General features: G+C 62.1%; 17 protein-coding genes. 5 read left to right on the top strand and 12 right to left on the bottom strand.

Annotated elements, in window-relative coordinates; all coding sequences use genetic code 11:
- Positions 1–6: 6 nt before the first annotated feature.
- The 3 genes from ugpE to ugpB form a co-directional block, all read right to left on the bottom strand.
- Positions 7–855 (bottom strand): sn-glycerol-3-phosphate ABC transporter permease UgpE, encoded by an 849-nt coding sequence (gene ugpE, locus RMET_RS10270; RefSeq protein WP_011516764.1) that lies wholly within the window; start codon positions 853–855, stop codon positions 7–9.
- Between the two features lie 10 nt (positions 856–865).
- Entirely contained in the window at positions 866–1,747 is an 882-nt protein-coding gene (gene ugpA / locus RMET_RS10275; RefSeq protein ID WP_011516765.1) for a sn-glycerol-3-phosphate ABC transporter permease UgpA, read from the bottom strand.
- 76 nt (positions 1,748–1,823) lie between these two features.
- Positions 1,824–3,134 (bottom strand): sn-glycerol-3-phosphate ABC transporter substrate-binding protein UgpB, encoded by a 1,311-nt coding sequence (gene ugpB, locus RMET_RS10280; RefSeq protein ID WP_011516766.1) that lies wholly within the window; start codon positions 3,132–3,134, stop codon positions 1,824–1,826.
- Positions 3,135–3,339: 205 nt separating this feature from the next.
- Between ugpB and RMET_RS10285 the strand changes: the two genes are divergently transcribed.
- The 3 genes from RMET_RS10285 (at position 3,340) to RMET_RS10295 (ending at position 6,305) form a co-directional block, all read left to right on the top strand.
- The gene (locus tag RMET_RS10285) at positions 3,340–4,146 is read left to right on the top strand and encodes an HAD-IIB family hydrolase (RefSeq protein ID WP_011516767.1); all 807 of its coding nucleotides are present in this window, start codon (positions 3,340–3,342) and stop codon (positions 4,144–4,146) included.
- Between the two features lie 163 nt (positions 4,147–4,309).
- Positions 4,310–5,950: a M30 family zinc metallopeptidase gene (locus RMET_RS10290; RefSeq protein ID WP_322790409.1), complete on the top strand. Its 1,641-nt coding sequence runs from the start codon at positions 4,310–4,312 to the stop codon at positions 5,948–5,950.
- Positions 5,951–5,996: 46 nt separating this feature from the next.
- Positions 5,997–6,305, top strand: coding sequence for a hypothetical protein (locus RMET_RS10295; protein WP_011516769.1), 309 nt, complete (start codon positions 5,997–5,999; stop codon positions 6,303–6,305).
- A gap of 77 nt (positions 6,306–6,382) precedes the next feature.
- On the opposite strand, the gene ntrC is transcribed toward RMET_RS10295, so the two are convergent.
- The 3 genes from ntrC to RMET_RS10310 form a co-directional block, all read right to left on the bottom strand.
- Positions 6,383–7,942, bottom strand: a complete 1,560-nt coding sequence (ntrC, locus tag RMET_RS10300; protein WP_029307584.1) for a nitrogen regulation protein NR(I) — start codon at positions 7,940–7,942, stop codon at positions 6,383–6,385.
- A gap of 95 nt (positions 7,943–8,037) precedes the next feature.
- Positions 8,038–9,201 carry a nitrogen regulation protein NR(II) gene (gene glnL / locus RMET_RS10305; protein ID WP_011516771.1) on the bottom strand — a complete coding sequence of 388 codons (1,164 nt, stop codon included), beginning with the start codon at positions 9,199–9,201 and terminating at the stop codon, positions 8,038–8,040.
- Positions 9,202–9,206: 5 nt separating this feature from the next.
- Positions 9,207–9,680: a hypothetical protein gene (locus RMET_RS10310; RefSeq protein ID WP_011516772.1), complete on the bottom strand. Its 474-nt coding sequence runs from the start codon at positions 9,678–9,680 to the stop codon at positions 9,207–9,209.
- Here RMET_RS10310 and RMET_RS34150 point away from each other — a divergent pair.
- A complete protein-coding gene (locus tag RMET_RS34150; RefSeq protein ID WP_231138522.1) occupies positions 9,628–9,792 on the top strand; it encodes a hypothetical protein in 165 nt (54 codons plus the stop codon). The genes RMET_RS10310 and RMET_RS34150 overlap by 53 nt on opposite strands.
- A 117-nt stretch (positions 9,793–9,909) precedes the next feature.
- Here RMET_RS34150 and RMET_RS10315 read toward each other — a convergent pair whose 3' ends face one another.
- On the bottom strand, positions 9,910–11,325 hold the full coding sequence (locus RMET_RS10315; protein ID WP_011516773.1) for a 3-hydroxylaminophenol mutase: 1,416 nt from the start codon (positions 11,323–11,325) through the stop codon (positions 9,910–9,912).
- 527 nt (positions 11,326–11,852) lie between these two features.
- Here RMET_RS10315 and RMET_RS10320 point away from each other — a divergent pair.
- Entirely contained in the window at positions 11,853–12,317 is a 465-nt protein-coding gene (locus RMET_RS10320) for a rhodanese-like domain-containing protein (protein ID WP_011516776.1), read from the top strand.
- A 28-nt stretch (positions 12,318–12,345) separates the two neighbouring features.
- On the opposite strand, the gene RMET_RS10325 is transcribed toward RMET_RS10320, so the two are convergent.
- The 5 genes from RMET_RS10325 to RMET_RS10345 all read right to left on the bottom strand — a co-directional run bounded on the left by RMET_RS10325 (position 12,346) and on the right by RMET_RS10345 (position 17,027).
- Positions 12,346–13,146: a competence/damage-inducible protein A gene (locus RMET_RS10325; protein ID WP_011516777.1), complete on the bottom strand. Its 801-nt coding sequence runs from the start codon at positions 13,144–13,146 to the stop codon at positions 12,346–12,348.
- Positions 13,147–13,169: 23 nt separating this feature from the next.
- On the bottom strand, positions 13,170–14,045 hold the full coding sequence (locus tag RMET_RS10330) for an EI24 domain-containing protein (protein ID WP_011516778.1): 876 nt from the start codon (positions 14,043–14,045) through the stop codon (positions 13,170–13,172).
- A gap of 111 nt (positions 14,046–14,156) precedes the next feature.
- A complete protein-coding gene (locus tag RMET_RS10335) occupies positions 14,157–15,152 on the bottom strand; it encodes a sterol desaturase family protein (RefSeq protein WP_011516779.1) in 996 nt (331 codons plus the stop codon).
- On the bottom strand, positions 15,152–16,027 hold the full coding sequence (locus RMET_RS10340) for a polysaccharide deacetylase family protein (RefSeq protein WP_011516780.1): 876 nt from the start codon (positions 16,025–16,027) through the stop codon (positions 15,152–15,154). The genes RMET_RS10335 and RMET_RS10340 overlap by 1 nt, the downstream gene beginning before the upstream one ends.
- Positions 16,028–16,040: 13 nt before the next feature.
- On the bottom strand, positions 16,041–17,027 hold the full coding sequence (locus RMET_RS10345) for a YVTN family beta-propeller repeat protein (protein WP_011516781.1): 987 nt from the start codon (positions 17,025–17,027) through the stop codon (positions 16,041–16,043).
- Positions 17,028–17,041: the final 14 nt, after the last annotated feature.

Below are 17,041 nucleotides of genomic sequence, written 5' to 3' on the forward strand. Positions count from 1 at the left end.
ATGACCTTATTTTTCCGTTTCCACGAGGCCCTTGACGAACCAGCGTTGCATCAGCACCACCACCACTGCCGGCGGGATCATCGCCAGCATCACGGTGGCCATCACGAGGTTCCAGTCGGTAGCGGCATCGCCCGAGCGGGAAATCATCTGCGTCACGCCCACCACCACGGGCGTCATCGACTTCTGCGTGGTGATCAGCAATGGCCAGAGGTACTGGTTCCAGCCATAGATGAACTGGATCACGAACAGCGCGGCGATGCTGGTGCGCGACAGCGGCAGCACCACATCCCAGAAGAATCGCAGCGGTCCGGCCCCGTCGATGCGGGCGGCTTCGGCCAGTTCATCCGGGATCGTCAGAAAGAATTGCCGAAACAGGAACGTGGCGGTGGCCGACGCGATGATGGGAATCGTCAGGCCGAAGTAGCTATCCAGCATGCCGAGGTCAGATACCACCTTGTAGGTCGGCAGGATACGCACTTCCACCGGCAGCATCAGCGTGATGAAGATCATCCAGAAGAACGTCTTGCGCAGCGGAAAGCGGAAATAGACGATCGCGAAGGCGGAAATGATCGAAATCGCGATCTTCCCCAGCGCAATGCCCAACGCCATGATCAGGCTGTTCTTCATCATGGTCGAGACCGGCGAAGCGGCCTCGCCCACGCCTTGAAACAGCACGGTGCGATAGTTTTCGATCAGATGGCTGCCCGGGATCAGCGTCATCGGTGCATCGAGTACCTGCTCGGCCGTCAGCGTCGACGCGACGAAGGTCAGGTACACCGGAAATGCCACGATCGCGATACCGACGATCAGCACGAGGTGAGTAATAAAGTCGAGTACGGGACGTCGTTCTACCATGGCTGGCTCCTCAATACTGGACCTTGCGTTCCACGAATCGGAACTGCACCACTGTCAGCGCGATCACGATCACCATCAGCACCACCGACTGTGCGGCCGAGCCACCAATATCCATGCCACGGAAGCCATCATGGAACACTTTGTAGACGAGCGTGTTCGTCGAGTTGAACGGGCCGCCGTGGGTCACCGCATCGATGATCGCAAAGGTATCGAAGAAGGCGTAGACCATGTTGATCACGAGCAGGAAGAAGGTGGTGGGCGACAGCAGCGGGAACACGATCGACCAGAAGCGCTTCCACGGGCCCGCGCCGTCGATGGCAGCGGCCTCGATCAGCGATTTCGGAATGCTCTGTAGCCCGGCCAGGAAGAACAGGAAGTTGTAGCTGACCTGCTTCCATGCGGCCGCCAGCACCACCAGCAGCAGTGCCTGGTTGCCATTGAGCAGGAAGTTCCAGTCCACGCCTGCTTTGCGCAGCGCGTAGGACACCACGCCCAGGGTTGGGTTGAACATGAACATCCAGAGCACGCCGGCCACGGCAGGCGCCACCGCGTACGGCCAGATCAGCAGGGTCTTGTAGCCAGTGGCGGCGCGTATGACGCGATCGGCGAAGTACGCCAGCAGCAACGCCACGGACAGGCCCACCACCGTCACGCCAATGGCGAAGATCGCAGTGGTCTGGAAGGACTCGATGTACTGCGGGTCCTTCCACAGCGTAACGAAGTTATCGAGCCCGACGAACTCGAGATTGATGCCGAAGGCATCTTGCTGCAGCATCGACTGCCACAGCGCTTGCCCGGCGGGCAAAAAGAAGAAGATCAGCGTGATGGCGATCTGCGGCAGCACCAGCAGATACGGCAACCACGGAGAGCGAAAGACGACGCGCTTTTCCATCGAGGGGGTTCCCAAAACAAACGCAAACGGGCGACGATTGTGCCGCCGCCCGCTTCAGCTCCATCACCGCAGGGGCTTATTCCCTGGCGGTCTTCTGGAAACGCTCCAGCAGTTCGTTGCCACGTGCCACGGCGTTGTCGAGCGCGGCCTTCGGCTCCTTCTTGCCAGCCCACACCGCTTCGAGTTCCTCGTCGATCACGGTACGGATCTGCACGAGGTTGCCGAGACGCACGCCGCGCGACTTGTCGGTGGTCTTCACGACCATCTGCTCGACCGAGACATCGGCACCCGGGTTCTTGTCGTAGTAACCCGACTTCCTCGTCATCTCATACGCAGCCATCGTCACCGGCAGGTAGCCAGTGGCCTGGTGCCAGTCCGACTGGATCTCCGGTCGCGACAGGAACGTGAAGAACTTGGCCACGCCCTTGTACTCGTCGGCCTTCTTGCCGCCCATCACCCACAGCGATGCACCGCCGATGATCGTGTTCTGCGGCGCGCCCGGCACGTCCGGGTAGTACGGCAGTTGCGACACACCAAACTGGAATTTGGCATTCTTGCGGATATTGGCCAGCGATGCGGACGAGCCCGTGAACATCGCGCACTCGCCGTTGTAGAACTTGGCCTGCGACTCCGCCTTGCGGCCGCCGTAGCTGAAGTAGCCCTTCTTCACCATCTCCTGCAGATTCGTGATGTGCTTCACATGCAGCGGGCTATTGAAGACCAGTCGCGCGTCGGTGCCGCCAAAACCGTTGTTCTTCGTGGCGAAGAGCGTGTTGTGCCAGGCGGAGAAGCTCTCCAGGTGCACCCAGCTCTGCCAGTCGGTGGTATAGGCGCAGTTCTGGCCCGACGCCTTGAGCTTGGCCGAGTACTGCATCACCTCGGGCCAGGTCTTGGGTGGAGCGGAAATGCCCGCCTTCTTGAAGGCATCCTTGTTGTAATAGAAGACAGTCGTCGAGCTATTGAAGGGGAACGACAGCATCTCGCCCTTCGACGACGTGTAGTAACCCGCCACTGCCGGGATGTACGCCTTTTGATCGAACTTCTCGCCAGCGTCCTTCATCACCTGCGACACCGGCTTGATGGCGCCCTTGGCGCTCATCATCGTCGCGGTACCCACCTCGAATACCTGCAGGATGGCCGGCGCGCCGCCCGCGCGGAATGCCGCAATGCCGGCTGCCATGGTCTCGTCGTAATTGCCCTTGTTGACCGGCACGATCTTGTAGTCGGACTGGCTGGCGTTGAACTTGTCGGCAATCTCGTTGACCTTGTCGTTCAGCGCGCCCTGCATGGCGTGCCACCACTGGATCTCAACTGCGGCATGGGCCGTACCGGCCAAGGCCAGGCTTGCAACGGCGGCGAACTTCAACGCGGTGCGTGGAAAAGACATTGGCATTTCTCCTGAGGCTGTGTTCGGTCCGACCAATTTTTTTGAAAAAGCGACCGACTGTATGCATTTTTTGTGACAGGCATGTTACGCCGCTCTTATGTCACGGCAAACAGGGCAAACCCGCCTTGCCGAAGAGATTGTTGCGGCATATTGACACTGCGCAATCATCGCCCTTGCAACAAGGACGCAGATACAATTCGCCGCCATGACCTCGCCCCAACCTTTCTCCGCCCTGCCCGACGCCGCCCTGCGCCGCGTGCGCGGCATCCTGACCGACATTGACGGCACGCTGACCACCGATGGCCGCCTGCCCGCAGCCACGTATCTGGCATTGGATCGTCTCACCCGCGCCGGGCTGCATGTGATTCCGGTAACCGGGCGATGCATCGCGTGGGCGGAGATTCTGACTCGTCTGTGGCCGGTTGACGCAATCATCGGCGAAAACGGCGCCTTTTACTCGCATCTGCGTGATGGCAAGCTGGTTACCCGTTTTCTGGACGATGCGGAAACGCGCGATGCCAACCTGTTTCGCATCCACGCGCTCGGTCAGGAAATCCTGCGCGAGGCCCCCGGCTGCGCGCTGGCATCGGACCAAGCCTGGCATGCTGCCGATCTCGCGATCGACCATGCCGAGGACGTCCCGCCGCTGCCGCAACCGGCCGTTGACCGGATCGCCGAGATAATGCGCGAGGCTGGCATGACGGCAACGATCAGTTCGATCCATGTGAATGGATGGTTCGGGCACCATGACAAACTATCGATGAGCCGGCTGTGTGTAGAGGAACTCCTCGGTGACGACGTCGACGCCCATCGCGACGAATGGCTGTTCATCGGCGACTCGGCCAACGACGTCGCGATGTTCGGCCACTTCCCGCTGTCGGTCGGCGTTGCCAACGTGGGTGACATCCTCCACCTGCTGCCGCACAAACCGGCCTACGTCACCAATGCATCCGGTGGCGAAGGTTTCGCCGAAATGGCGGAAAGGTTGTTGGGACTGAGGCAGTTGGCCTGACAGTCATCAAGCAAGGCTGAAGTTCTCCTGGAGCGGGTAGCTATCTCACGATTCTCGCCCGTATAAGCATTGCTGCGCCGCAACGGCGTGGAATGCCAATACTCCAGGAGAACAATCAATGACGAACAAATCCCGCACATCGCCGCGAGCGAGGTACGCTGCTGTGGCGCTGCTTGCGGCCACTGCCCTGAGCGCTTGCGGAGGCGGAGGCGGTGGCGACGGATATCAATCCTCCCAGCCCGTGACCACGTCCGGTGCGCCCTCGACTCCAGAACCCTCTCCGCCCAAGCCAACCAACGTCATGACACCGGCCTGCAGTAACTGCGGAGCCGTCGATGCAGACACCTACGCGGGGACCGGGGTGGGCGTCTGGAAAGGCATCAACGCCACTGCAGACACCGTGGACATGCCAATTCGCATTTCGGGATTGAAGGGCCAGGACGTGACGCTAGTCTTCACCAACCACACCGGCATTGCGCGGACCATGCCGAACATCTCGCTGACGACTTCGCAAATGCCGAGCATTGTCGCAAGCGCGCTGCGGTGGGACAACGACACACAGGAAACCAAGCGCCGCATTTCCGACTTCAACCGTGAAGGCTGGGTCGCGCTCGCCGGCAAGCGTGGCAGCACGCCCTACCATTCCGCTACGAGCGAGCCGACTCCCGCGGCGGTGCATGATGTGAGGACCTGGTACCACTCCGACAATTCCGAGCGGTCGGCCATGCTTGTGCGTCAACTGAAGGCCTCCGATGGCACCACGATCAACTTCTGGGTTGAAGGGTCGGAGAACGATGCATCCAAGGTAAGTCCGGACATCGTTGCCCGCCTCGCAGACAGCTTCGCCTCGGAAGGAAAAATCTACGACATGCTGAAGTCGGTGGGCGGCCCGTTCTGGGGGCCACACGCCTACTTCGACGTGATCCCCGCCACCGGACAGCCGATCGATATCGTCATCCTGAACTTCGACCACAATGACCAGCCGTTTGGTGGGATCGGCTACTTCTATGGACGAAACGCCATCAAGAAGGCGGCGAAAACCAATCCATTCAGCAACGAATCCGTATCCCTGTATCTGGATGCCGAGACGCTCTATCTGGGTGGTGAAGATGGCATGAGGACAATGCTGCTGACCATGGCGCACGAGGCCGTGCACGCGCAGAACTTCTACCGTCGCGGGATGCTCATGGGGCCGAAGTACAGCTTCGACGAGTGGCTGGAAGAGGCTTCGGCCATGATGATGGAGGACCTCGCAAGCCTCTCGATCGACGCAAACTACAACGCAATCCGCGACGTTCGCTTCCGGGACTACATTGGCTACAAGGCCGGCTCTTACAACTGCAGCCTGACAACGTGGACACCGTTCGCCGCGTCATGCGACAGCTACTCGGTCTCCGGCTCGCTCGGCGGATTCCTGAACCGACAACTCGGACTCGATTTCTACAAGAACTTGCTGACGGATACCAGCAGCAACTCCGTGGCCGTACTCGACTCCGCCATTCGCTCGGTGCAGCCGGAATCGAGCCTCGGAGAACAACTACGTCGGTTCGGCGCGACTTCGGGCGCACTAATGAAGTCCCCCAGCCCTGCCGGTTTTGGGTTCCCGGAACGACAGGACGGCCCGTTCACGCTTCCGCTGATCGATCCGCAAGCGCTCCTGCCCGTCCGGACACTGACGCAATCGATACCTGCCACTCTCGAGGCATACGCCAACCTGCCGGTGGTCCGTTCCGCCGTGAGCGGCACATACAGCGAGACCGTGAAGGTTCCTGCCGGCTCCACGCTGTCTGTCGTGATTCAATAGTGAATGCAGGGGCTGCGCAGCGGCCCCGCATTTCCGGAGACACCGCATGAGAGCAAGCCTCGGCGCGCTACTTGCCGCAATCAGCATCGCGGCATGTGCGACAAACTCGCCGGCAGACGCCCGTCAGACATTGGTGGGTGAAATCTACGTCAAGGGGAACGACCCCTTTCCGACCGTCATGCTCGAAACCAGTGACATGACTTTCTGGGAGCTGAGCGGCGTTGCCATCGCGGACGCTCGCGCGCTGACGGGCAAACGCGTAACGGCGCGGGGGAGAATCGAGCGGCCGCCGGGTCCCGATGTCTGGCTCCCATCGCTGCGCGTCGACAGCGTGCCAGAGCCGGTTAGTCCCTGAGTGGAAACCATCAAATAAGAGAGGCCCCGCGAGCGCGAGGCCTCTCGATCCAGGTCCACAAACCTACGAGTCTGCGATCAGTCGAACCCAAGCTCCTGCAGCTTGCGAGTAATGGTGTTCCGACCGATGCCGAGCCGCGTCGCGGCCTCCACGCGACGTCCGCGCGTGACACCGAGCGCGGCTTCCAGCACCGCTTTCTCGAATCGCCGCGTCAGCGCATCCATGACTTCGGGCTGCCCCGATTCGAGCATCGACTTTGCCTCGCCAGCCAGCAGCGTTTCCCAGCTTGCCGAAACGGCGCTCGCCGCAAATGCCGACGCCGACGACGTAGCCGAAGAGGCCATGGGTGGTCTTGTGGCGACCATCGTGTCGCCCTCGCCCGTGGCATGCGTGCCGTAGTCAGAAACTTCCGCAGCCTCGTACTCTCCCGACGACCTCGACTCGCCCGGCGAACGCATCGGCGACACACTGCTTTCGCCGTACCCCACCTCGATCATTTCGCGCGGGAAATCCTTTACTTCGATGGTCTGCGCCGGCGCCATGACGGTCAGCCAGTTGCAGAGGTTCTCGAGCTGGCGCACATTGCCGGGGAACGGCAGCGTGCTGACGTAGGCCAGTGCGTCATCGGACATGCGCTTGGTTTCGACGCCAAGCTCCTTCGCGCTCTTCTGCAGGAAATGGCGGGCCAGCAGCGTGATGTCCTCCGGACGCTCGCGCAGCGGCGGCAGGCGCAGGCGAATCACGTTGAGACGGTGGAACAAATCCTCGCGGAACAGCCCTTCCTTGACGCGCGTCTCGAGGTTCTGGTGCGTGGCGGCGATGACGCGCACGTTCGCGCGCAACGGATTATGCCCCCCCACCCGATAGAAATTTCCATCCGAAAGTACACGCAGCAGGCGCGTCTGCAAATCAAATGGCATATCGCCGATTTCGTCGAGGAACAGCGTGCCACCTTCGGCCTGTTCGAAGCGACCGCGACGCATGGTCTGCGCGCCGGTGAACGCGCCACGCTCATGGCCGAACAGTTCCGATTCGAGCAGATCCTTGGGAATTGCCGCCGTATTCAGCGCAATGAACGGACCATTTGCGCGCGGGCTGTGCTTGTGCAACGCACGCGCCACCAGTTCCTTGCCGGTACCGGACTCGCCGGTGATCATTACGGTGACGTTCGATTGCGAGAGGCGACCGATCGCGCGGAACACGTCCTGCATCGCCGGAGCCTGGCCGAGGATTTCCGGCGCATCGACCAGGCGATCGTCCATTTCCTCCTCGCGCAGGCTTTCCTCGAGCGCCCGGCGAATCAACTCGACCGCCTTGTCGACATCGAACGGCTTGGCCAGGTACTCGAACGCGCCCCCCTGGAACGCGGCCACGGCGCTATCCAGGTCCGAGTAGGCCGTCATCACGATAACGGGCAGGCCCGGATGCCGCGCCTTGATGGCCTGCAGCAAATCCAGGCCGGAACCGCCGGGCATTCGGATATCCGAAATCAGGACCTGCGGCTCGTCCTCTTCCAGCGCCGCGAGCACGTCGCGCACGTTGGTAAAACTGCGGGAGAGCAGGCTTTCACGGGCAAGGGCCTTTTCCAGGACCCAGCGGATTGATTGATCGTCGTCGACTATCCAGATCGGCTTCATGTGCGTCGCTTGTCTGCTCGGTGTCATGTGGTCTCCCGTATTCCCTGCTGATGGCAGGGCCCCGCGCCGCTCGCACCGTCTCGCCGATCGGGCGGTTAGTGCAATGGCAACAGGATACGGAAGTCGGTACAGCCCGGCTTGCTCTCGCATTCGATCAAGCCCTCGTGTTGCTGCACGAAGGTTTGAGCGAGTGTGAGACCGAGCCCGCTACCGCCATCCCTGCCCGAAACCAACGGATAGAAGATGCGCTCGCGAATGTCCTCGGGGATTCCCGGGCCGTTGTCAATCACATGCAAATCCAATGCCAGCTTGAAGAGCCGCTTGGCGATCGTGACCTGCCGGGCCACCCGGGTCCGCAGGATGATCTGCGCATCGCCGCGCGCAACACGCTCGTGCAGCGCCTGGGCGGCGTTATGGACGATGTTCAGCACGGCCTGGATCAGTTGCTCCATATCGCCGCGCAATTCTGGCAAGCTGGCATCGTAGTCGCGCACGATTTCCAGCCCGTTGGGAAACTCGGCCAGCACCACCGAGCGCACACGCTCCAGCACCTCGTGGATATTGAGGTCCGAGACGATGTGCGGATGGCGATGCGGCTCCAGCAGGCGGTCCACCAGCGTTTGCAGGCGGTCCGACTCCTTGATGATGACCTGCGTGTACTCCCGGAGTGCACGCTCGGGCAGCTCGAATTCGAGCAACTGGGCCGCGCCGCGAATCCCGCCCAGCGGGTTCTTGATCTCGTGAGCCAGATTGCGGATCAGTTCCTTGTTCGCCGAGGTCAGGTCAAGAATGCGCTCCTCGCGGTCACTGCGCACCTTCTGCTCGTTGAGCAGCACCTCGACCACCGCTGTGTTCGCGTAGCCTTCCACGCCACCGATTACCACGTGCGCGTGCATCGGTTCCTGCAATGGCGGCCGCAGGACCAGATCCTGCCTGCGCACGTCCACCTGCCGGGCCATCACCGTCTCGAACATGCTGTCGAGTTCTTCCGACGCCCCGAACAGGTCCGGCAGGGACAGTTCCACCATGGCCTTGCGCGACACGGCAAAGCTGGCCTCCGCCGCCGGATTCGCGTAAATCACCCGCAGGCCCGGCTGGCGCACCAGCAGCACAGGGTTGGCCACTACATCCAGGCCCGGATGCAGGGCCGCGCCGCCCAGCGGCAGGATGTCCGCATCACGATCGGCCGGCTCGCCGGCGTCCGGCTTGCGGTCCGTTCCTGCTACCTTGCGGGACACTTCACGAATCAGGCGGCGCATTCAACTCAATCCTTCAAGCCGGAAAGCTCCCGGCGCAACGATGCCACATTGGCTTCGCTGCGGGTGATGTCGTCACGAAGCCGCGCGACGCGATCCAGGTACTTCTGATAATTGCGCTCGCCGCCCTGGCGCTCCGGCTCGCCGTTGTTGTACTCGGCGCGCAGGCCGGCCAACCTGGCCTCCTCGGTCTGCAGCTCGGTTTCCAGCACTGTGCGACGCTCGCTATCACGGCTCTTTTGCGTAGCGCTATCCACGCGCGGGAAGCTGGTCGGCGACGTAGCTGCCGCCGACTTGCCACCCGAAGGCGCGCCACCAGCGCGCGAGCCGGGTACGGTGACCACATCCGGCAGGTTCAGCCGCTTGCAGTCCTTGCTGTTGCCAGGATTGCCATTGCGGTACTCGGGCACGCCATCGGCGCCCTTACACATGTACACGTCGGACGACTGCGCGGCGGCAGGCCGGGCCCATGGCAACGCCATGGCCGCGACCATCACCAAAATGGGGAAGCCCACACGCATCTGGTGCGGCAACGCGCCGCTGGCATTGCTGAAGACCCTGCTCGAGATCGCTTCCATGAACATCGACATGTAGGTTAGGAAAAGAGCCCCATTCTAGCGATCAACGTGGCCGCAAAACAAAAAGGGACAGCCGAAGCCGCCCCTTCCTGGTGCAACTGTTGCCCGGCCACAACCCGGCAACTCACTCGGCTTACAGCGAGTAGTACATGTCGAACTCAATCGGGTGAGTCGTCATGCGGAAACGCGTGACTTCTTCCATCTTCAGTTCGATGTAGGCGTCGAGCATCGAGTTCGAGAACACACCACCGCGGGTCAGGAACTCACGGTCGTTGTCCAGGTACTCCAAGGCCTGATCCAGGCTCGAGCAGACGGTCGGGATCTTCGCGTCTTCTTCGGGCGGCAGATCGTACAGGTTCTTGTCGGCAGCTTCGCCCGGGTGGATCTTGTTCATCACGCCATCCAGACCGGCCATCATCAGTGCCGAGAAGCCCAGGTACGGGTTCATCAGCGGATCCGGGAAGCGCGTTTCGATACGGCGACCCTTCGGGTTGGACACGTACGGAATACGGATCGAAGCCGAACGGTTGCGAGCCGAGTAGGCCAGCTTCACCGGTGCCTCGAAGCCCGGCACCAGACGCTTGTACGAGTTCGTACCCGGATTGGTGATGGCGTTCAGCGCGCGAGCGTGCTTGATGATGCCGCCGATGTAGTACAGCGCGAATTCCGACAGGCCGGCGTAGCCGTTGCCCGCGAACAGGTTCTGACCGTCCTTCCAGATCGACTGGTGAACGTGCATGCCCGAACCGTTATCGCCCACGATCGGCTTCGGCATGAACGTGGCCGTCTTGCCGTAGGTGTGCGCGACGTTCTGAATCACGTACTTCTGCAGCTGGGTCCAGTCGGCGCGTTGCACCAGCGTGCTGAAGCGCGTGCCGATTTCGTTCTGGCCCTGGCCAGCCACTTCGTGGTGGTGCACTTCAACGGGGATGCCCAGCGATTCCAGAATCAGGCACATTTCCGAACGCATGTCCTGGAACGTGTCGATCGGGGCAACCGGGAAATAGCCGCCCTTCTTGCCCGGACGGTGACCGCTGTTGCCGTGCTCGAATTCCTTGCCCGACGACCACGGTGCTTCTTCCGACTGGATCTTCACCGAGCAGCCTTGCATGTCGATGTTCCAGGTCACGCCGTCGAAGATGAAGAACTCGGGTTCCGGACCGAAGAAGGCGGTGTCGCCCAGGCCGGTGCTCTTCAGGTAGGCTTCAGCGCGCTTGGCGATCGAGCGCGGATCGCGGTCGTAGCCCTTGCCGTCCGACGGCTCGATCACGTCGCAGCTCAGCACCAGCGTCGGCTCTTCGTAGAACGGGTCGATGTAGGCGGTACCCGAATCCGGCATGAGCAGCATGTCGGAGGCCTCGATACCCTTCCAGCCGGCGATGGACGAACCATCAAAGGCGTGGCCGCTCTCGAACTTGTCTTCGTCGAAGTGCGACACCGGCACCGAGACGTGCTGTTCTTTGCCCTTGGTATCCGTGAAACGGAAATCGACGAACTTCACGTCGTTTTCGTTCACGAGCTTCATCACATCTGCAACGCTCTGCGCCATGCCTATCTCCTGGAAATTCGGGCTGTAACTGGGAAAGTGGGTAAGCCAAAGTTGGTGCGGTCATCTGCCTGGACCGCCCCAAAAGGGACGTCGAATGTTAGCAGAAAGCGTGCCAGCCGAAGCCACCTTTCCGCCTGCCAGACTCCCGACTTCCCGAAAAACGTGCACTGGCTTGGATTGGCGCGCACCGGAGCGAAAACACCGGATTGCATGCAATCCAGCCAATCAACTTGATGCCTTGGCGAAGTGCACTGCCCGCGCACGCCGCTCACCCCAATCAAACACCATAACGGTGCGCAATCCAAGGATTTGCACTGTTTATGTGCTCACCACGAAATTAGGCACCATATAGGTGCAACCCCATGGCACCACCACCGCGCCTTGCGTGGACATTTTTCGGGCCTGCCACAATGGCCGCGCTAGAATAACGCCGATTCAGCCGGCTTCCCAGTGCCGCGTTGGCCTTGTTGCCCTTGCGCGGGCCAGCCCCCGCATTCCCTCCATTCTTATTGACTCCGTCACAGAAGATGACTACCCGAGACGAACTCCTCCAGGCCGCCCAGACGCGCAAGCAGCAAGACGAACTCGCCTATTACGGCGCCCTCACTCCGCAAGAGGCCTATGCGCTGCTGCAGGCCGAGCCGAAGGCCGTGCTGGTCGACGTGCGCACGCAGGCGGAACTGGATTGGGTGGGCGGCGTGGATCTGCCCGACGAGCAGTTCGCCCATATCGAATGGATGTCGTATCCCGGCGGCGCCCAGAACGCCAACTTCGTGGCTGAACTGAAGGCGCGGGTACCGGCCGACGCGCCGGTGCTGTTCCTGTGCCGCAGCGCCGCCCGCTCGAAACACGCGGCGCGCGTGGCGACGGAAAACGGTTACCTGCTGGCGATGGATGTGCTCGAAGGCTTCGAAGGCAACCGCGACGACCATCATCACCGCAAGACGGTGGAGGGCTGGTGCGTGCGCGGCCTGCCGTGGCATGGCGCCTGAGCAGCGCCACGAATCATCGATACGCCGCTTACTGCTCGACGATCTCGAAGCCCATCGCCCGGACCCCGTCGAGCAGCATCGCGTAAGCCGGCCCGACCATGTCGGCCGGCCCTTTTACGCCGAGGTCGATATGGCGCCGCACAAATTTGTCGCCACGCGCGGCATCCCCGACTGATGGCAGGCTGAATACGCGAATACCGGCGAACGACGCCTCCACCTGCTCCATCAACGGCGTCAGCGTCGATTCGGGTGCCTCGAACACGTAGAAGGCGCGCGACACCTCGGTATCCTGATGGAACAGGTGCGCGTACCGGTTGTCCAGCACCCACTCCATCATCGGCCACGCCATGACCGGGAAGCCCGGCATGAAATGGTGATCGGCCACCGAGAAACCCGGAATGCGGTTGTAGCTGTTCGGAATGATCCGGGCACCGACCGGAAACTCCCCCATCTTGAAACGATGCTGGTTCTCTGGCTGATTCAGATCCGCCTTGACCGGATCGCCATTGGCCGTTTCCGCAATACGCAATGCGATCAGTTCGCGCGCCTCGGGGTGCAAGGCCAGATCCACGCCCAGCGCCGCGGCCACGCATTGGCGCGTGTGGTCGTCAGGCGTGGCACCGATGCCACCCGTGCAGAAGACGATATCCGGGCCCGCCAGCGTGCGGCGTAGCGTGGCCGTGATGCGCTCGCGGTCGTCGCCGATGTACTCGGCCCAGTCCAGCGCCAGCCCGCGCGCGCCAAGTAGCTCGATGGCACGGCGCATGTGCTTGTCCTCGCGTCGACCGGAGAGAATCTCGTCGCCGATGACAATCAAACCAAAACCCATGATGCGCTCGCTCAGAATTGTTTTCAGGAAGGCTCGATGCGGCGCACGTCAGAGGGCGCCAACTCGATCACGTCGGTAGCCAAGGGCGGTGGCGGCGCGGCAGCCGCGCGCTCCGCACGCAGATCCGCCAGCGCGCGCAGGCAGAAGTGGCCGAACCACAGCGCCGAGAAAATGAAGATCAGCACGTAAAGCCACAGCGTGCCGGCCAGCACCAGCGGGAACAGGAAGATGATGACAGCGGACCAGACCCACAGCAACGTCGGCGCGGAGCCGAGCAAGCCAACCGCCACACCGATCATCAGCAGCGGCACCCGATGGCGCTTCATGAGCGTCTTGCGTTCTTCGGCCGTGGCATGTTCCGCCAGCGCGTCGTAGGTCATTACGCGGTACGTCAGCCAGCCCCACAGCACCGGCGGAATCAGCGCGAAGAACGGCGGAATCAGCCATAACGGCAGCGTGATGAGGATCAGCACCAGGAAGATCAGGGTGCTACCGAGCGTCTGGAAGACGCTGCCGACGATGCTGCCCCCGTGAGACTTGGCCAGGTCCGGATAGCTGCGTTCGAGCTGCCTGACCACCACCGGCACCGAGAACAGGCTAATGAAGATCAGCATCGACGCAATGACCAGCGGGATCGCCAGGGTCAGCACGAAGAGCGGCGCCACCACGCTGCGCAGCGACTGCAGGCCAAGCCAGTCGAGCATCGAGTAGATCCAGCTCGTGAACACCGAGCCTTCGAGGATGGCGCGGGCCGTCCCCATGATCGGTTCCCAGCCCCACCAGATCAGGCCGCCCCAGAGGACGGTAGCGAGAACGAATGGCACGATGGTCAGCATCAGCATCCGTGGATGCATCTGGCTGACCAGTGCGCGGCCAAACGAGCGGAAGATATCGTTCATGCGGCAAAGAGGTGAAAGAAGCCCTCGGAGCCTAGCACAGCCCGGCGATCGTGTTTCCGGAAACCCTCGGAAATGCGCGCGAAGTGGCGCTGGAGCCGACCAGAAAGGAACCTACCCCAGGCGCAGCAACCGCTTGATGCCAAGCCATTGCTGCGACAGGAAGCCATCGCCGTAGCTACGCGCACGCCCGGCAGGTGGCGGCATCTGGTCGCGGATGCCGGTTGGATGATAGACGTCGGTGAAGTCCGCGGTGCCAAAAAGCATGTCCCACCAAGGGAAGATCACGCCATAGTTGCACCCGCCGAGCCGCGCGGGCTTTTCCGCCGTGGCGCGTTTTTCATGACCAAGCCCCACCGCGTGGTGCGTGCGATGGAAGCGCGGAGAAATCAGCAGGCGCTCGCCCAGCCAGCCGAAGTGCAGCCGCAGATTGGCGTGCTGCAGGCTCTGCAGCAATTGCGACAGCGCTACAAGCAGGACGTACTGCGACGGCTCGACCCCTACCGCCAGCGCAACAGCCGCGAAAACGAAATCGCGCAGAATATCGTCGAGCAGATGATTGCGGTTGTCGCTCCAGAGCGTCATTTGGCGCTGGCTGTGGTGCACCGCGTGCAGGCTCCACCACCAGCGGTACGTATGCGACAGCCGGTGATACCAGTAGTCGAGCAGGTCGAACAGCGCCAGATAGAGGGAAAAGCTGATCAGCGGGATCGACGTCACGCCGGGCCACCAGTCCTCGACGTTGACACGCTGCCAGCCCAGCAATCGCAGATGGCCTTCGATGCCATCCATCAACGGTGCCAGCAGGAAGAACATCGCTAGCCGGAACAGCCCCAGTCGATGGATGAGCGTGTAGAGGATATCGGTGCGAATGGCCGCGCGGTCGGTCACGACCTCAACCGGCCGCAGTCTCTCGAGCGGTCCGAGGATCAGGACCATCACGGCGATCTGGACCAACCCGACCAGCAGCCACTCCGTGCCGGTGAACGCGTCTTCGGCATAGCCACCGAAGCCGAGGTTATAAACCACGGGCAACACCACGTTCTGAAAGACCGTGGCTTCGATCTGGCCCACCCACAGGTTAAGCCAGTTGGTGAGCGCGTCCCACATTACCGTTTGGCTCCCGATACTGACGATGTTTGAGGTTGTTCCCCCGCCTGCTCCACTCGCACCGGACCACGTTGCGCAATCCAGTGCTTGTACTGCGGATGCTCACGCAGCGTGGCGAAGCAGAAGCCCTTCTGCTCGAGCCCGCTGATCAGCGGCTCCAGCACGCCCGGCGCCCAGGGGTCCTTGCGCGACCAGATACCCAGGTGGGCCATCGTGATATCGCCATCGCGCAGATCGCGCAGCGCACGTTCGAGCAACATCTGGTTAGGGTAGCGTTCTGAGGACAGTTCGTCGCCGAGAAAACCGGCCGGCGCCCAGCCCACATGCTTGAAGCCGCATTGCTCGGCCCATGCCAGCGTCTTCGGCGACGTATGGCCACCCGGGGCGCGCCACAGCGGCACCATCGGCTGACCGGTCATCGACTGGAAGGCTTGCGCGCTCCGGCGCAGTTCCGTGCAGAACGATTCCTCGGTCATCGCCACGTCCTTGCCACCCTGCGCCCCGAACTGCGGCCGCATGACGACCTTGCCGCCCTCGCCACCCTTCGCGCTGCGAAGGTAGACATGGTCAAACGTGTGGGTGCCAAAGGCATGACCGTCGGCAGCCAGCGATTTCCAGTAAGCCGCCCAAGTTGGATCCAGCGAATTGTCGTGGTTGACCGTGGGCTCGTTGGCCAGGAAGAACGTGGCGCGGATATGGTGCTTGCGCAACGTGCGAGCGATCAGTTCCGCCTGGCTCATGCTGCCAGTATCAAACGTCAGATAGAGCGTGCCGGCTCGGCAGGCTCCGGGGCTGGCGTCGGACGCCAGAGCAAGCGAGGCGCTCGCCAGCAACCCCGCCGCAGCCACCCCGATCCGGATCATCCAGTTGCGCATGGCGCTGACCTTCTTAATAGAGCGGGGCGCGCGTGCGGAAGTAGATGCCATGCGGCGATTTGCCGACACGGATCGTCTTGATCATCTTGCGGCTGGCCACATCGATCAGGCCAACCGAGCGCGCCCAGCGGAACGTCACCCAGAGCGTCTTGCCATCGGCGGTCAGTTCCATGTCGTCCGGGCCCGGCAGCAGACCCGTGATCTCGCCGACCTTCGACAGCGTCTGCTGGTCGATGATGCTTATCGAGCCAGACACCCGGTTGCTCAGGAACAGGTGCCGCTTGTCGCCCACGGCGCGGAAGTTGTGCGCGCCCTTGCCAGTCTGGATCTGCTTGACCACTGTCCGGGTACGCCAGTCGATCACGGCGACGTAGTCAGCCCCCGTCATACCCACCAGCAAGTACTTCTGGTCAGGCGTGACCCAGATACCGGCCGGCGCGGAGCCAGCCTCCATGGTCCAGAGCACGGTCAGCGTGGTCAGATCGATTGCGGCGATCTGGTTCGAGTCCTGCAGCGTGATGAATGCAATCTTGCTGTCGGCCGTGAACGCGATGTGGCTCGGCGTCTTGGCCAGCGGGAACTGCTTGGCGATCTTGAGCTGGCGGCCGTCCCAACGATAGACGTCGACGCGGTCCAGCCGGTTGCCGGTGGCGATGAACCACTTCTGGTCGGGCGAGAAGCCGATCTGGTACGGGTCGTCGATGTTCGGCACGCGCTGCTGCACCTTGCCGGTCACCGGGTCGAGGAAAACGAGGTCGTTGCCAACCGCATTGGCGACGATCAGCGATTTGTCGTCGGGGGTGGCGATCAGGTGATGGGGTTCCTTCCCGATCGGGAAAGTCTCCAACACCTTCTGCGTGTCCTTGTCGATCAAAGTAACGCTTGCGTCACCTGAATTCAGGATTACTACAACTTCCGCGCGGGCGGGTGCGGACACCAATGCCAATGCCAGGGCGCCGACCGAAACAGCGCCAGCCACAACACGACGCAATGCGAGCATAAGACCGTTAAATC

This window comes from Cupriavidus metallidurans CH34, assembly GCF_000196015.1.
GTDB lineage: Bacteria > Pseudomonadota > Gammaproteobacteria > Burkholderiales > Burkholderiaceae > Cupriavidus > Cupriavidus metallidurans.

Bases quoted from the DNA above. Each gene is read 5' to 3' on its own strand.
- ugpE (WP_011516764.1), bottom strand. From the start codon at position 855: ATGGTAGAACGACGTCCCGTACTCGACTTTATTACTCACCTCGTGCTG.
- ugpA (WP_011516765.1), bottom strand. From the start codon at position 1,747: ATGGAAAAGCGCGTCGTCTTTCGCTCTCCGTGGTTGCCGTATCTGCTG.
- ugpB (WP_011516766.1), bottom strand. From the start codon at position 3,134: ATGTCTTTTCCACGCACCGCGTTGAAGTTCGCCGCCGTTGCAAGCCTG.
- RMET_RS10285 (WP_011516767.1), top strand. From the start codon at position 3,340: ATGACCTCGCCCCAACCTTTCTCCGCCCTGCCCGACGCCGCCCTGCGC.
- RMET_RS10295 (WP_011516769.1), top strand. From the start codon at position 5,997: ATGAGAGCAAGCCTCGGCGCGCTACTTGCCGCAATCAGCATCGCGGCA.
- ntrC (WP_029307584.1), bottom strand. From the start codon at position 7,942: ATGAAGCCGATCTGGATAGTCGACGACGATCAATCAATCCGCTGGGTC.
- glnL (WP_011516771.1), bottom strand. From the start codon at position 9,201: ATGCGCCGCCTGATTCGTGAAGTGTCCCGCAAGGTAGCAGGAACGGAC.
- RMET_RS34150 (WP_231138522.1), top strand. From the start codon at position 9,628: ATGTACACGTCGGACGACTGCGCGGCGGCAGGCCGGGCCCATGGCAAC.
- RMET_RS10310 (WP_011516772.1), bottom strand. From the start codon at position 9,680: ATGGCGTTGCCATGGGCCCGGCCTGCCGCCGCGCAGTCGTCCGACGTG.
- RMET_RS10315 (WP_011516773.1), bottom strand. From the start codon at position 11,325: ATGGCGCAGAGCGTTGCAGATGTGATGAAGCTCGTGAACGAAAACGAC.
- RMET_RS10320 (WP_011516776.1), top strand. From the start codon at position 11,853: ATGACTACCCGAGACGAACTCCTCCAGGCCGCCCAGACGCGCAAGCAG.
- RMET_RS10325 (WP_011516777.1), bottom strand. From the start codon at position 13,146: ATGGGTTTTGGTTTGATTGTCATCGGCGACGAGATTCTCTCCGGTCGA.
- RMET_RS10330 (WP_011516778.1), bottom strand. From the start codon at position 14,045: ATGAACGATATCTTCCGCTCGTTTGGCCGCGCACTGGTCAGCCAGATG.
- RMET_RS10335 (WP_011516779.1), bottom strand. From the start codon at position 15,152: ATGTGGGACGCGCTCACCAACTGGCTTAACCTGTGGGTGGGCCAGATC.
- RMET_RS10340 (WP_011516780.1), bottom strand. From the start codon at position 16,027: ATGCGCAACTGGATGATCCGGATCGGGGTGGCTGCGGCGGGGTTGCTG.
- RMET_RS10345 (WP_011516781.1), bottom strand. From the start codon at position 17,027: ATGCTCGCATTGCGTCGTGTTGTGGCTGGCGCTGTTTCGGTCGGCGCC.